Annotated in this window: 12 protein-coding genes and 1 tRNA gene; 5 read left to right on the forward strand and 8 right to left on the reverse strand. The window is 70.8% G+C overall.

Features of this window, described 5'->3' with window-relative positions; all coding sequences use genetic code 11:
* Nucleotides 1-69 precede the first annotated feature (69 nt).
* From O5O46_RS11770 to O5O46_RS11795, 6 genes are all read right to left on the reverse strand, one after another.
* Entirely contained in the window at nt 70-1,254 is a 1,185-nt protein-coding gene (locus tag O5O46_RS11770) for a lipid-transfer protein (protein ID WP_269855296.1), read from the reverse strand.
* Entirely contained in the window at nt 1,235-1,657 is a 423-nt protein-coding gene (locus O5O46_RS11775) for a MaoC/PaaZ C-terminal domain-containing protein (RefSeq protein WP_269855297.1), read from the reverse strand. Before O5O46_RS11775 ends, O5O46_RS11770 begins: the two co-directional genes overlap by 20 nt.
* On the reverse strand, nt 1,658-2,542 hold the full coding sequence (locus tag O5O46_RS11780) for a Zn-ribbon domain-containing OB-fold protein (RefSeq protein ID WP_269855298.1): 885 nt from the start codon (nt 2,540-2,542) through the stop codon (nt 1,658-1,660).
* Nucleotides 2,543-2,748: 206 nt separating this feature from the next.
* Entirely contained in the window at nt 2,749-3,006 is a 258-nt protein-coding gene (locus O5O46_RS11785) for a hypothetical protein (protein WP_269855299.1), read from the reverse strand.
* A gap of 571 nt (nt 3,007-3,577) precedes the next feature.
* A tRNA-Ser gene (locus O5O46_RS11790) sits at nt 3,578-3,664 on the reverse strand.
* Between the two features lie 57 nt (nt 3,665-3,721).
* On the reverse strand, nt 3,722-5,143 hold the full coding sequence (locus O5O46_RS11795) for a S1C family serine protease (RefSeq protein WP_269855300.1): 1,422 nt from the start codon (nt 5,141-5,143) through the stop codon (nt 3,722-3,724).
* Between the two features lie 238 nt (nt 5,144-5,381).
* Here O5O46_RS11795 and O5O46_RS11800 point away from each other — a divergent pair, with 238 nt between their 5' ends.
* The 3 genes from O5O46_RS11800 to O5O46_RS11810 all read left to right on the forward strand — a co-directional run bounded on the left by O5O46_RS11800 (nt 5,382) and on the right by O5O46_RS11810 (nt 8,038).
* The gene (locus O5O46_RS11800; RefSeq protein WP_269855301.1) at nt 5,382-6,215 is read left to right on the forward strand and encodes a glycerophosphodiester phosphodiesterase; all 834 of its coding nucleotides are present in this window, start codon (nt 5,382-5,384) and stop codon (nt 6,213-6,215) included.
* A 230-nt stretch (nt 6,216-6,445) separates the two neighbouring features.
* Nucleotides 6,446-6,934, forward strand: coding sequence for an ATP-binding protein (locus O5O46_RS11805; protein WP_443072465.1), 489 nt, complete (start codon nt 6,446-6,448; stop codon nt 6,932-6,934).
* Nucleotides 6,935-7,057: 123 nt separating this feature from the next.
* Nucleotides 7,058-8,038: a DUF5926 family protein gene (locus O5O46_RS11810; protein WP_269855303.1), complete on the forward strand. Its 981-nt coding sequence runs from the start codon at nt 7,058-7,060 to the stop codon at nt 8,036-8,038.
* A gap of 261 nt (nt 8,039-8,299) precedes the next feature.
* Here O5O46_RS11810 and O5O46_RS11815 read toward each other — a convergent pair whose 3' ends face one another.
* Nucleotides 8,300-8,974 carry a hypothetical protein gene (locus O5O46_RS11815; RefSeq protein WP_269855304.1) on the reverse strand — a complete coding sequence of 225 codons (675 nt, stop codon included), beginning with the start codon at nt 8,972-8,974 and terminating at the stop codon, nt 8,300-8,302.
* 145 nt (nt 8,975-9,119) lie between these two features.
* The gene (locus O5O46_RS11820; RefSeq protein ID WP_269855305.1) at nt 9,120-9,830 is read right to left on the reverse strand and encodes a bifunctional DNA primase/polymerase; all 711 of its coding nucleotides are present in this window, start codon (nt 9,828-9,830) and stop codon (nt 9,120-9,122) included.
* A 706-nt stretch (nt 9,831-10,536) separates the two neighbouring features.
* Here O5O46_RS11820 and O5O46_RS11825 point away from each other — a divergent pair.
* Nucleotides 10,537-12,081 (forward strand): PP2C family protein-serine/threonine phosphatase, encoded by a 1,545-nt coding sequence (locus tag O5O46_RS11825; RefSeq protein WP_269855306.1) that lies wholly within the window; start codon nt 10,537-10,539, stop codon nt 12,079-12,081.
* Between the two features lie 149 nt (nt 12,082-12,230).
* Complete coding sequence (locus O5O46_RS11830) at nt 12,231-13,688, forward strand: aminopeptidase P family protein (protein ID WP_269855307.1); 1,458 nt, start codon at nt 12,231-12,233, stop codon at nt 13,686-13,688.
* The last annotated feature ends 45 nt before the right edge of the window (nt 13,689-13,733 follow it).

The raw sequence follows: 13,733 nt of genomic DNA on the forward strand, positions 1-13,733 counted from the left end.
GCCCCGTGGGACGTCGGGTTCAGCCGTCTGCACCCATCGGGTCCCCCGTGAGTGGCGTGAGGGCGGCCGTCAGCCGTCGCGGCCCAGCAGCAGCCCGGAGGTCGGCACGCCGGTGCCCGCGGTCACCAGGGCACAGGAGGCGTCCGGGACCTGGTTGACGCTGGTGCCCCGCATCTGCCGCACGGCCTCGGCGATGCCGTTCATGCCGTGCAGATACGCTTCGCCGAGCTGGCCGCCGTGGGTGTTGACCGGCAGCCGCCCGTCGATCTCCAGCCCGCCGTCGGCGGCGAAGCCGGCCGCCTCACCGCGCCCGCAGAAGCCGAACTCCTCCAGTTGCATCAGCACGAACGGCGAGAAGTGGTCGTACAGCACGGCCGTGTCCACATCGCCCGGCCCGAGCCCGGAGGTGCGCCACAACTGGCGGGCCACCACCCCCATCTCCGGCAGCCCGGTGAGGTCGTCGCGGTAGAAGCTGGTCATCTGCTGCTGCGCGCGGCCCGCGCCCTGTGCCGCCGCGGTGATGACGGCAGGGCGTTGCCGCAGGTCACGGGCGCGCTCCAGGGTAGTGACGACGAGTGCCTGGCCACCGTCGGTCTCCTGGCAGCAGTCGAGCAGCCGCAGCGGTTCCGCGATCCAGCGCGAGGCGGCGTGGTCGGCGAGGGTGATGGGCCTGCCGTGGAAGTACGCGGCCGGGTTCGTCGCGGCGTGCCGGCGGTCGGCGACCGCGACCGGCCCGAAGGCGTCCGGGCCCAGCGCGTACGTGTACAGGTACCGCTGGGCGGCCATCGCGACCCAGGAGGCGGGCGTCAGCAGGCCGAACGGCAGCACCCAGCCCAGTGCCACGCCCTCGGCGGACGGTTCGCGGTGCTGGACGCCGGAGCCGAAGCGGCGGCCGGAGCGCTCGTTGAACGCCCGGTAGCAGACCACCACCTCGGCCACCCCCGCCGCCACCGCGAGCGCCGCCTGCTGGACGGTGGCGCATGCCGCGCCGCCGCCGTAGTGGACGCGGGAGAAGAAGGTCAGCTCGCCCATGCCGGTCGCCTGGGCGACGGTGATCTCCGGGCTGGTGTCCATGGTGAAGGTGACCAGCCCGTCGACGTCGGCGGGGCGCAGCCCCGCGTCGTCCAGCGCGGCGCGTACCGCCTCGGCGGCGAGCGAGAGTTCGCTACGGCCGGAGTCCTTGGTGAACGCGGTGGCGCCGATCCCCACGATCGCGGCCCGCCCTCCCAGAGCATCAGGACCGTGCAGGCTCATGGCCGCCTCCCCGTGGCAGACGGATGGTGACCTGTCCGGTGACGTGCTGGCCGAGCGCGTTGGCGCCCGTCACCTCGATGACGGCCGTCTCGCCGTCGGCGTCGGTGCCCATGGACGTGACCCGTCCGCTCAACTCCATCTCGCCGTCCGGGTAGTTGGGGACGCCCAGCCGGATGGCGACCTTGCGCAGTTCGGCGGCCGGCCCCAGGCGCTCGGCGATGTAGCGGCCGACCAGGCCGTTGGTGGTGAGGATGTTCATGAAGATGTCGGGGGAGCCCTTGGCGCGGGCGGCCTCGGCGTCGTGGTGCACGTCCTGGTAGTCGCGGGTGGCGATGGCACCGGCGACGATCAGGGTTCGGGTGATCGGTATGCGCAGCGGCGCCAGTTCGTCACCGGCACGCATCTAAACCTCCTCCTTCGCCCGAAACACCGGAAGCGTCAACTCCGAGTCGACGCCGGTGAATTCGAGCTCCACCGGCATACCGATGCGCACCTTGTCGCACGGGACACCGGTCACGTTGGCGACCATCCGCACCCCTTCGGCCAGCTCCACCAGCACGACCGCGTACGGGGGGTCGAAGGCCGGGAACGGCGGATGGTGCATGACGACATACGAGTAGACGGTGCCGGAGCCGCTCGCCCTGACGGTGTCCCACTCCTGCCCACCGCACCGGTCGCATCCCGGCAGCCAGGGGAAGCGCGGTGTAGCGCAGTGCGTGCATCGCTGGATGAGCAGTTCGCGGCGCGAAACCCCGTCCCAGAAACCGGCGTTGTCACGGTTGACGACCGGGCGCGGCCGTTTGGCGGGCGCCTTCCGATGTACGGGTGCGTACTTGAGGATCCGGAAGCGGTGGGTGCCGACCGGTTCCGCTGCGCAGCGCAGGTCCATCCTGGTGGTGATGAAGTAACCGGTGCCCAGTTTGGTGGCCTTGGGTGGCGAGACCGACTCGATGACGGCGTCGAAGGCGATCCGGTCGCCGGGGCGCAGTGGTCGCAGGTACTCCTGCTCGCAGTCCGTGGCGACGACGGCGGTGAACCCGGCGGCGTCGAGGGCGCCCAGCAGTTCGTCGTACGGCCCGGACCGGTCGCCGTGGCCGGGGAGTCCAGCCATGGTCCACACCTGCAGCATGGTGGCGGGCGCGGAACCGTCAGCGGGTACGGGGTGGCCCAGCGCCTCGCACCAGTGCCTGATCATGGGGGAGTTGACGGGATCCCTTCCCTCGCCCCCGGTGACGGCCGACCGCCCCTCATACGCCTTGATCCGCTCATAGAGCCCCGCATCCGCCATATCCTGACTGTCCGTCAGATTAGCTGGGGGCGTCAAGACGCCGGGAGGTTGTCCACACCCTGTGGACAACCTCCCGGCGTCCACGGCAGCCCCAAAAAGGCTGTGCGACGGCATCGATCATGCCGCCGCACAGCCACCTCACCGACCTGCCGCGCGGGACTCCGGCGCCGCTACCTACGGAAGCGCGCCGAGGGCTCGCGCCGCCTTCACCAGCACCTGGAGAAGATCACCCGCACATTCTGCTGCTCGATTCGGGTATCACCGGACCCGTTCACACTGGCGGTGTTGCTCTGGTTCGTGGCGCCCGCGCCCGAGGACACCTGTCCCGTGCTGTTGACGCTCGACTGCGAGTGGTCGTTGGCGAAGGAACCGTTGTCCGCCGAGGCGGTGCCCGCGAACAGAACCGCGGTGAGCGGCAACGCGGCGAAGGCGGCCAGGACACGGGCGGTACGGATCTTGCTCATGTTCAATTCCTCCCAGGCTGGTGTGGGCGAGCGGCCGGCCAACCGCTTCGCCACCTCTGCGGCGCCGCGAATCCAGACTTGCCCACGGGAACCACCAAGAACCACTCCGGGCACTCCATTTACCTCGCAAGCGTGACGATCTGTCGATAAACATGGCTTCAGGAAGTCGACTTGGCGACGCGTGAGAGTCACGTGCGGAAACGCACCCGTCGGCATCAGGCCCAGCCGAGCTGCCGCCGCGGCCCCTGGCCGCGGCGGCCCCCCCGCCCTTGCCCACGCGGCCGGATCAACGGCCGCCCACTGTCAGGGAGATGGCTGATGCCGTCCCCCGACTGGAATCCCGCTCTGCCTGAACCCGACGGCGGACGCGTACGATCTCGCCGCGCTGGCCCGTGAGGCCGCGGCGTCGCCGAAACCGGTCGAGCACTGCGGAGACCCTCGCGACCAGGAGCGGCCCACAGGGGTCTCCCACCGAGGCGGACGCCGTAGGCACCGAGGGACGGGAGTACGCCGAAGGGGTGCCCCCGTTCTCGGGAGCACCCCTTCTGACCAGCACCTACGCTGACCTGCGCGGAGAGTGTGGGATTTGAACCCACGGTGACATCGCTGCCACGACGGTTTTCAAGACCGTTCCCTTAGGCCGCTCGGGCAACTCTCCCCCGCGTCGTCTGGCGACGCGAGGGACAGCCTAGCCGGTTCGGTGGGATCTTGTCGGTCAGCTGTCGCCCTTGCGTTCGCCCAGGGTGACCGTGGTGGTGTGGGTGGAGCCGCCGCGCTGATAGGTGATCTGGACCTGGTCGCCGGGGCGGTGCTGCCAGATCGTGCCGATCAGGGTGGGGCCGCTGTCGATCATGGTGTCGTCGAGCTTGGTGATCACATCGCCCGCCTTGAGGCCCGCCTTGTCGCCCGGGCCGCCCGGAGTGACCGCCGAACCGCCGTTGGCGCCGTTGTCGGAGATCTGGGCGCCCTGGCCGTTGTAGTTCATGTTCACGGACAGGCCCATCACCGCGTACACCGGCTGGCCGGTCCTGATCAGGGTGTCGGCCACGTACTTCGCCTCGTTGATCGGGATGGCGAAGCCGAGACCGATACTGCCCGCCTGCGACGAGCCGCCGAACATGTTCCCGCCACCGTTGTTGGCCGACTGGATGGCCGAGTTGACGCCGATCACCGCGCCGTTGGCGTTGAGCAGCGGGCCGCCGGAGTTGCCGGGGTTGATGGAGGCGTCGGTCTGCAGGGCGCTCATGTAGGAGGCGGTGGTGCCCTGGCCGTCGCTGGAGGCGACCGGACGGTTCTTGGCACTGACGATGCCGGTGGTGACCGTGCCCGACAGGCCGAAGGGCGCACCGATCGCGATCGTCGCGTCGCCGACCTGGGCCTGGTCGGAGTTGCCGAGCGGCAGCGGGGTCAGCTTGGCGTCGCCCGCGTTCTTGAGCTTGATCACGGCGATGTCGTAGCCCTGGGCGCGGCCGACCACCTCGGCGTCGTATGTCTTGCCGTTGGAGAAGGTGACGGTCAGCTTGCCGCCGCCCGCGGCGGGGGCCACCACATGGTTGTTGGTGAGGATGTGGCCCTGCGTGTCGTAGACGAAGCCGGTGCCGGTGCCGCTCTCCTGGCTGCCGCTGGCGTTGATGGTCACCACGCTGGGCAGTGCCTTGTTCGCTATTCCGGCGATCGAGTTGGGCGGGCGGTTGAGCGCCTTGGGGTCGACGGCGGACGACACTGTGGTCGAGCCGTTGTCGGCGCGGTTGGCCGCCCAGTAGCCGATGCCGCCGCCGACGCCGCCCGCGACCAGCGCGGCCACGATGACCGCGACGACCAGACCGCCGGCGCCACGGCGCTTCGGTTCGGGCGTGGGGCTCAGCGCGTACGAACCGTACGGGTCCTGCGGGCCGTTCGGCGGCTGCTGTCCGAGCGGCGGCTGGCCCAGCGGCGGGGGCGGTGGCGCAGTGGGCTGGCCGGGGACGGAGAAGGCCGACGGCGGTACCGGAGGCGGCGTGCTGGGGTGCGTCGGGGGGACGGGGGGCATCTGCGCGGTGTCGCGGGGCTGCTCCGAGACGCCCGGCTCGCCCTCCAAGGGCCGGCCGCCACCGTCCTGCCCGGAGGCGGGGAGGCCGCCCTCGTTCTCGGTGCTCACAGCTGTATCTCCTCGAAGGTGCGCGATGGGACGCGATGCGGGGCTGACGGGGGCCGCCAGCTGACTGACAGGGGAAAGAGTGCCGTAGCACAGTTTTTCCCATGGGCCGTCGGACCACCGTAAGCAGTCCCCGCCCAGGTGGCCGTCCTCCTTTACAAGCGGCGAAACGGCCACCCCTCATGAAGGGGAAAACTCTGACCAATCGGACTCTGTCACCAGACGATGGCACGATAACCCCGTGACCCATGCGTACCCGGCCGGAGATGCACCGCCCGGCCCGAAGGCCATCCAAGTCGTCGCCCACCGCGGAGCGTCGGAAGACGCTCCAGAACACACCCTCGCCGCCTACCGCAAGGCCGTCGAGGACGGCGCCGACGCGCTGGAGTGCGACGTTCGGCTCACCGCCGACGGTCACCTGGTCTGTGTACACGACCGACGCGTCAACCGTACGTCCAACGGGCGCGGAGCGGTGTCCACGCTGGAGCTGTCCGAGCTGGCGGCACTGGACTTCGGGTCGTGGAAGGACGCCTACGAGTCCCCCGACTGGGAGAGTTGGACGCCCGACCCGCTGGAGCGCAGCTCGGTGCTCACCCTGGAGCGGCTGCTGGAACTCGTGGTCAGCGCCGACCGGCGCATCGAATTGGCGATCGAGACCAAGCATCCGACGCGCTGGGCGGGGCAGGTGGAGCAGCGGCTGCTGGAACTGCTGGGCCGCTTCAACCTGTTGCGCCCGGTGGACGGCCGCCCGCAGGTACGGGTGATGAGCTTCTCGGCGCGCTCGCTGCGCCGGATCCAGACCGCCGCACCGGACCTGCCCACGGTGTTCCTGATGAGCTACGTGCTGCCGAGGTACCGCGACGGACGGCTGCCCGCCGGAACGCGGATCGCCGGCCCCGGTATCCGCATCCTGCGCGCCAACCCCGGGTATGTGGCGCGATTGCATCGGGCCGGACATCGGGTTCACGTCTGGACGGTGGACGATCCGGCGGACGTGGAGCTGTGCGTACGGCTGGGAGTTGACGCCATCATCACCAACCGACCCAGGCGAGTACTGGAACAACTCGGGCGATAAACCGAGAAAGCCGACAAGATTTGGTGATAACTGGATCACTTCGGCACCTGCCCCACACGCGGAGTACACCGGCGCGTTCGGACCGTGTTCGACTGCCAAGAGTGCACCAAGGGACGGTGAATGGCCTGTTTCCGGTCCAGTCCTTTGGGGCATCCAATCCGTGGCGCGGGGTGAAGGAGGTAGCGGGGGTGGCGTTGGTGGCAGCCCGAGAGGTAACGGCATCCTCGACCATGGCCCTGCCTCATGGTCCGGCGGGGGTAGGTGCGGCACGTCGGCGACTACGTGAGGAACTGGGCGAGTGCCAGACCCCGGACACGGTGGTCGACGACGCGGTACTGGTCCTGTCGGAGCTGCTGAGCAACGCGTGTCGGCACGGCCGCCCGATCGACGGTGACGGCGACGGAGTGCGCGACTCCGGCATACGCGCGGCCTGGCGGCTCGACGCGGACGGGCTGTTGACCCTGGAGGTGACCGACGGCGGCGGGCCCACCCGCCCCAAGCCGTCCAGCCCCTCGCTGACCGCGCGCGGCGGTCGGGGACTCGGCATCGTCGGTGCCCTGTCGCTCGACTGGGGCGTCAGGGACCGGCCCGGCGAGGTGACGGTGTGGGCGGTGCTGCCGGTGCGCGGTCGGCACGTGCGACGCGACGCCGTGGGCACGCGCATGGCCGTGCCCGCCGCGCTGGGCGACCTCGGCGGCCTCTTCGACGAACTGGGCTGACAGCGGCCCGACTTCCGCCGCGGCTTCTTCACCGGTGGACACGTCCGGCGCGACAACGTCCGCGGCCCGTAGGGCACTAGGCTCGCGTGGGAAACGTACACCGCACGCGGGAGACACCCAGTCATGGCCAAGAAGCGCCCCCTCACCAAGGACCGCAAGCCCTCGGCCGCGCCCGGCGACGGGGAGGTCCCGGTCGTCGGTGCGCGGGAGGCCTGCCCGTGCGGTTCCGGCCGCCGGTACAAGGCCTGCCACGGGCGCGCGGCGGCGCATGCGGTGACCGAGCTGGTGCGGCGGCCGTTCGAAGGCCTGCCCGGCGAGTGCGACTGGGTGGCGCTGCGGGAGCTGGTCCCGGCCGCCACCGCGGAGTTGGCGCTCAAGGGCGGACTGCCGCAGGGCGTACCGTCGGTGACGTTGGCCACCGTGCTGCCGATGGCCTGGCCCGCGTTGCGCCGCGAAGACGGCGCCGTACTGCTCGGCCTGCAGAACGACACCGCGTCCGGGGACATCAGCCGCGATCTGGCCGAAACGCTGCGGCGCGCGCTGGAGACCAAGCCCGGCAACCAGGTGGAGGCGGTGCGCCCGGACCCGTCCGCCCCCCGGTTGCAGGACCTGCTCGACCTGACCGAGCCGTTCACCCCGGTCGTGCACACCGGCTTCGAGTTCTGGCTGGGCGGCCCGGAGGAGGCGGCGAAGGCCACGGGTGAGGTCGCCGCGTCCCTGGAGCGGGCGAACGAGGCGGCGCTACCCACCGTACGGCTGACCGGAGTTGAGGCCGCGTACTGGTGCGAGACCCCGGAGAAGAACCATCTGCGCTGGGTGATGCCGCACCCGGAGGAGAAGCTGCTGGACGCGCTGGCCCGGCTGCACGCGGCGGACGCCTCGTCGTTGGGCGAGGGGACGCGGCTGGTGGGCTCGTTCCGCGCGCACGGCCTGGTCGTGCCGGTGTGGGACCTGCCGGTGTCGATGCGGGCGGAGGACGTCGAGCAGCCCGCCGCGGCGTTCGGCGAGCGGCTCGGTGAGGCGCTGGCCTCGGACGCGCCGCTGACCTCGCAGGAGCGCAAGGCGCGCAGCGGCCTGGCGAATCGGCAGATCACGCTGAGCTGAACGGCAGCTGACCGCCATCGGTTCAAACGTTCACCAGTGCGTGATCGGCACGTGATTCCCGCGTGATCCCCGTCACAACTCCCCATAGGGGCTGGTAAATAGGGGTTTTGATCTCGGCACACGAATTTGCGAACGGGCGATCTCTTGTTACCGTTAATTACAGCCCGGTCGCTGGTGCATCCCCCGTCGCCAGCGACCGGGCCTTTCCATGTCCGGATGCCGCCGACGGGTCAGTCGCGCCGATACCGACCGGACCAGCGTCTATTGATCCGGGTCGCCGCCCTCGTTGCTGCCCGCGTGCAGCAACACCCGGTCCCCGTCCGGCGCCGCGAACTCCGCCACCGCCTGGTACGACGGCGCGTCCTGGCCAGTGGTCACGGTGGGGTCGTGCGGCGTCTCGCACACCCGGGGATCGGCCGCGGCGGCAATCGGGCAGTGCACCACCACGGTTCGCTGGTCGGGTCGCATGAGGGTGAGTACCGCGTTGAGCGGGCCGCCGGTCATATTCCGGTAGTAGGTGCGGCCCCAGGTCTCACGGCCGTCGGTGAGAACACAGGTCTGGGCCTCGACGGCGTTCCGCGAAGTGAGTTGCGGGCCGCAGTCGGCAGATGCGGAAGATTGCCCTCCGGCATTGGATCGCATACCGGCGGACGCGCCCCCTGCGGGAATTGACGGAAGGCCCAGCCCTGAGTCGCCCAGCAGACCGGCGGCTTCCGACGGTGATTCCCCCGGCTTGCCGTCGGCGGTTCTCCCGGGCGCGCCACCGGCGGCGCCCCTGGAGGCGTTCCGGGACGCGTCGCCGACCAGCCCGGGCGTCTTCGCCGACGCCTTTCCGTGCTCCGCCGGGCCCGCCGTCGCGGCGGCGAGCGGCAGCGCCACGGCGAGGGCTGCGACGCTTGCCAGGGCGATCATGCGCAGATTCGACGCGCGCTCCATGGGGACCACCTGCGGTGCCGGGGACAGCTTGATGGAGCCGAACATATCGGGCGGAACAGGGCTGTTCCGGTGGCCGCGCGCGGTACAAGCCGCTATGGGCGGCCTCTCACACCCGAAAGAGTGAACAGCCGCGGATGTCAGGCCCTCAGTACGCGAGACGGCTGCCGTCGGGCGCGGACGATCCCGCCTCGACCAGGGTGTCGACGATGACCGAGATCTCCGGCAGCCACGGCGCCCCGCCCCCCGGCCCCGGCTGCGGCGCCCGCTCCCAGCCCACCCGGCCGGCACCGGTGCGCGAGGGCGGCAGCACCACGTAGCCCCCGCGCCCGTGGTACCGCAGCGAGGAGGGCACCCAGTCGTGCTGGTGCAACAGTTCGCCGAGTTCCTCCATGGAGTACGGCGCGACCAGCAGCGCGGTGCGGGTCGGCGTCGCGACCACGGGGCCGAGCCGCACCCCCATCGCGTCGAGCGTGGCCAGCGCCCTGACACCAGCGCTGGCGGGCAGGCTGACCGCCGACACCGTGCGGCCGGTGGCGAGCAGCACGGGGGCGTCCGGGCGTTTGATCCACCACCAGCCGACCATCCGTGCATCCGTCGTCGCGGCGAGCAGGTCGGGGTCGTGCGGATGCGCGCCGGGCACGGCGCAGTCCACCCGCGCGCAGGCGCAGGTCAGCGCCGCATCACCGCGGGACGAACCGCGCCGCTCCTCGGCCGCCAAGCCGGTTCCGACGCCGGGTACCACCGGCCAGCTCCACCGCTCGGCGTAGGTGAGTGCCGCGCCGCGCGGTGTCGACCGCTCCCGCCTGGACCACTTGGACCACATGAACCCGCGTCGCCTTCCGAGGATCTCGCGCATGTGCGCTCGTTCCTTTCCCGTAAACGCTCCAGGATCTGCCCGTTACCAACCGAACGCGTCTCCCCCATGAGGGCAGCACACCGCGTACGAGGCAGCGCATCACGCCGTCGGCCAAGCGTGAAACATGGCGAGGGGTGGCGCTTACATGGCGTTTCGCTTGCTGTCCTGCAAAAGTTCCGACGCCGGTGCCGCTTGCCGACACCCCTCTGCTCGCAACGCCTCTGTTGTCGCAACCCCTTGTACAGGGGTTCGTCAGCCGTCGTCGTGTAGGACGCGCGGGCCGGGTCGCGGGTTCCTGCCGGATCTGGTCGATCGGGCGGCCCTGCCCCTGTCCCATCACGTACGTACCCGCCGACGCGGATATGACGCACTGTTGGACACGCTGGTGATTGGCACTGATTGGCGCCAGTCGATCGTGAATTGACTTAGCCGACGGCTATTTTAAGTCAACCTCTCACCATGAGCCGCTTCTGTGGCCCCTCAGAGACACCCGCGCGGCCACCTGCGCAATCCTGGACATGCCCTCATCCATGCGTGTACAAGGGAGGTATTGATAGCGGCGCAGCATGACATGGGGGTTTGCAATGCTATTGACAGAAAAGGGCAGTTCAGCCGCCGAGACAAACGTCACGCCCGAATACCAGCAAAGCGGTAGAAATCCGGGCAACCTCCACTGCGACCGGATTCACTCCGGAAGCCCCCGACCATGAGTACAGCCCGCATCCCGAAAGTGGCCGGAATCGATCCTCCCACTACCGGCGTCACCGAGAATCCCGCCAGCGTGGCCGACTCACCCCCCGCCGAGACCACCGCCGGCACCCCGTCAGAGCCATCCGCCGAAGCCCCGAGGAAACCGTCCGCGGCCAGCGGAGCCTCTTCGCGCACAGCGCCCTCCGCACCGCGTGGCGATCGCACCACGACCCCCGCGGCCGACGGACTCGCCGAGGCCTTCCGGTCGATCGACCAGCTCGCCGCCCTCCAGGACCGCATGGCCTCCTGGATCTCCGACCTCACCACGCTGCACGAGCTGACCGAGGAACTGGCCCGTACCGCCACCCTCGACGCCACCCTCAAGGAACTGCTGCGCACCGGCGCCGGTCTGGTCGGCGCCCGCCGCGGCCTGGCGGTCCTCGAACCGGCCGACGGCCTGGGCCCGCACACCTCCATCGGCTACGGGCTGCCGCGCGCCGACCTCGGCACCATGGAGACGGTGCCGCGCGGCGAGGCCGCCTTCGGCCGCCTGCTGGACGGCCCGGTGGTCGGCTACGCCGACGGCCTGGTGGAGGTGCTGCACACCGACCTGGCCCGGGAACCCGAGTTGGACCAGCGCCATCGCGAGGTCGCCCGGCAGCTCGGCTTCGGCGCCAGCTACGGACTGCGGCTGTCGACCACCCGCTGCGGCCGGCTCGGCGCCGTGGTCTGGCTCTACGACGAACCGGCCGAACCCACCGAGCGCCAGCGGCATCTGGCCGCCCTGTACGTGCGGTACGCGGCCGAGCTGGTCGCCCGGCAGATCGAGCACACCAGGGCGCACGACACCCTCGCCGTGGTGCGCGAGGAGTTGCTGCCCAGCAGGCTGCCCCGGGTGCCGGGGGTGCGGATGGCGGTGCGGCACCGGACCGGGCCGCGCGGTGGCGGTGACTGGTACGACGCGCTGCCGCTGCCGGAGGCCGCGCTCGGCCTGGCGGTCGGCTCGGTCACCGGCTCGGGTCCCAGCGCGGTGGCCGCGATGGGGCGGCTGCGGGCGTCGCTGCGGGCGTACGCGGTCATGGAGGGCGAGGACCCGGTCGCGGTGCTGTCCGACCTGGAGCTGCTGCTGCGGGTGACGGAACCGGCCCGGTCGGCGACCGCGCTGTTCACCTACGTGGAGCCGGGGAGCCGCAAGCTGCTGCTCGCCGGGGCCGGGCACTGCCCGCCGCTGGTCGTCGGCGAGCGGCGCGCCGAGTACGTGGAGACCTCGCTGTCCGCACCGCTGGGGATGCTCAGCTGCTGGGAGGCGCCCAGCGTGGAGTTCGAGGTGGAGCGCGGCGAGACACTGCTGCTGTACACCGACGGGCTGCTGCACCGGATGGGCCAGCCCGTGGACCGGGCGTTCGCGCTGCTGCACGCGGCGGCGGCGGACGCGCCCCGGGCCGCCCAGGAGGACCCGGAGCTGCTCGCCGACCACATGCTGCGGGTCTGCCTGCCGGACGAGCGGGAGACGCCGGGCGTCGACGACATCGTGCTGCTGGCCACCCGCTTCGACGACTGAACGTCGACCGAGCGGCGCCCGCGGAGAGCCGCTTGACGCGGCCCCGACAGATGTTGTCCACAGGCTGGTGCAAGTGTTGTCCACAGGCCGGTCTGCACGCGCCCGCACGCGCTTACGATGGCATTCGTCCTAGTGCGAGGAGGCATGACGTGGCCGAGGAGCGCGCCCCGGAGAACCCCGAAGGCGATGAGCCGATCAAGCAGCGGAAGAACGGCCTGTACCCGGCCGTCTCCGATGAACTGGCCGAGTTGATGAAGTCCGGCTGGGCCGACACCGAGCTGCGTGACCTGCGGCCGATCGCCCAGGCTCGGTACGCGGCCGAGCGCCGCGCCGCACTTTCCGCGCGTTTCCCCGGCGAGCGGCTGGTGATCCCGGCGGGCAACCTGAAGACCCGCTCCAATGACACCGAGTACTCCTTCCGCGCCTCGTCGGAGTACGTGCACCTGACCGGCGACCAGACCCACGACGCCGTGCTGGTGCTGGAGCCCACGGCGGACGGGCACACCGCGACCGCGTACCTGCTGCCGCGTTCCGACCGGGAGAACGGCGAGTTCTGGCTGGACGGCCAGGGTGAGTTGTGGGTCGGCCGTCGGCACAGTCTGGCCGAGGGCGAGTTGCTGCTGGGGCTGCCCACCCGCGATGTGCGCAGGACCGCCGAGGAGTTGACCGCCGCCGCCCCGGCCCCGACGCGCATCGTCCGCGGCTATGACGCCGGTCTTGAGCAGGCGCTCGCCGAGGTGCTGGACGCCGGGCGGGACGAGGAGCTGAAGGAGTTCCTCAGCGAGCTGCGGCTGGTCAAGGACGAGTGGGAGATCGGCGAGCTGCAGCGTGCGGTGGACTCCACCGTGCGCGGCTTCGAGGACGTGGTGAAGGTCCTCGACAGGGCCGAGGCCACCTCGGAGCGGTACATCGAGGGCACCTTCTTCCTGCGCGCCCGGGTCGAGGGCAACGACGTGGGCTACGGCAGCATCTGCGCCGCCGGTCCGCACGCCACCACCCTGCACTGGGTGCGCAACGACGGCGCGGTGCGCTCCGGCGACCTGCTGCTGCTGGACGCGGGGGTGGAGACCACCACCCTCTACACCGCCGACGTCACCCGCACCCTGCCCATCTCCGGTACCTACACCGAGTTGCAGCGCAAGATCTACGACGCGGTGTACGAGGCCCAGGAGGCGGGCATCGCCGCCGTCCGCCCGGGCGCCAAGTACCGCGACTTCCATGACGCCGCGCAGCGCGTGCTGGCCGAGAAGCTGGTCGAGTGGGGCATCGTCGAGGGCCCGGTGGAGCGCGTACTGGAGCTGGGCCTGCAGCGCCGCTGGACGCTGCACGGCACAGGCCACATGCTCGGCATCGACGTGCACGACTGCGCCCAGGCCCGCACCGAGACCTATGTGGACGGCACGCTGGAGCCGGGCATGGTGCTCACCGTGGAGCCCGGTCTGTACTTCCAGGCCGATGACACGCTGGTGCCGGAGGAGTACCGCGGCATAGGCGTCCGCATCGAGGACGACATCCTGGTCACCGAGGACGGCAACCGCAATCTGTCGGCGGCGCTGCCGCGGCGGGCGGACGAAGTCGAGGCGTGGATGCGGGAGTTGCGCGGCTGAGGCCGACGGCCTGACGATCGCGGTACGGGGTGCGCGCCCCGCACC

The organism is Streptomyces sp. RPT161 (genome assembly GCF_027533845.1).
Taxonomy (GTDB): Bacteria; Actinomycetota; Actinomycetes; order Streptomycetales; family Streptomycetaceae; genus Streptantibioticus_A; species Streptantibioticus_A silvisoli_A.

Coding starts and splice junctions, on each gene's coding strand:
- O5O46_RS11770 (WP_269855296.1), bottom strand. CDS start 1,254: ATGAGCCTGCACGGTCCTGATGCTCTGGGAGGGCGGGCCGCGATCGTG.
- O5O46_RS11775 (WP_269855297.1), bottom strand. CDS start 1,657: ATGCGTGCCGGTGACGAACTGGCGCCGCTGCGCATACCGATCACCCGA.
- O5O46_RS11780 (WP_269855298.1), bottom strand. CDS start 2,542: ATGGCGGATGCGGGGCTCTATGAGCGGATCAAGGCGTATGAGGGGCGG.
- O5O46_RS11785 (WP_269855299.1), bottom strand. CDS start 3,006: ATGAGCAAGATCCGTACCGCCCGTGTCCTGGCCGCCTTCGCCGCGTTG.
- O5O46_RS11805 (WP_443072465.1), top strand. CDS start 6,446: ATGGCCCTGCCTCATGGTCCGGCGGGGGTAGGTGCGGCACGTCGGCGA.
- O5O46_RS11810 (WP_269855303.1), top strand. CDS start 7,058: ATGGCCAAGAAGCGCCCCCTCACCAAGGACCGCAAGCCCTCGGCCGCG.
- O5O46_RS11815 (WP_269855304.1), bottom strand. CDS start 8,974: ATGGAGCGCGCGTCGAATCTGCGCATGATCGCCCTGGCAAGCGTCGCA.
- O5O46_RS11820 (WP_269855305.1), bottom strand. CDS start 9,830: ATGCGCGAGATCCTCGGAAGGCGACGCGGGTTCATGTGGTCCAAGTGG.
- O5O46_RS11825 (WP_269855306.1), top strand. CDS start 10,537: ATGAGTACAGCCCGCATCCCGAAAGTGGCCGGAATCGATCCTCCCACT.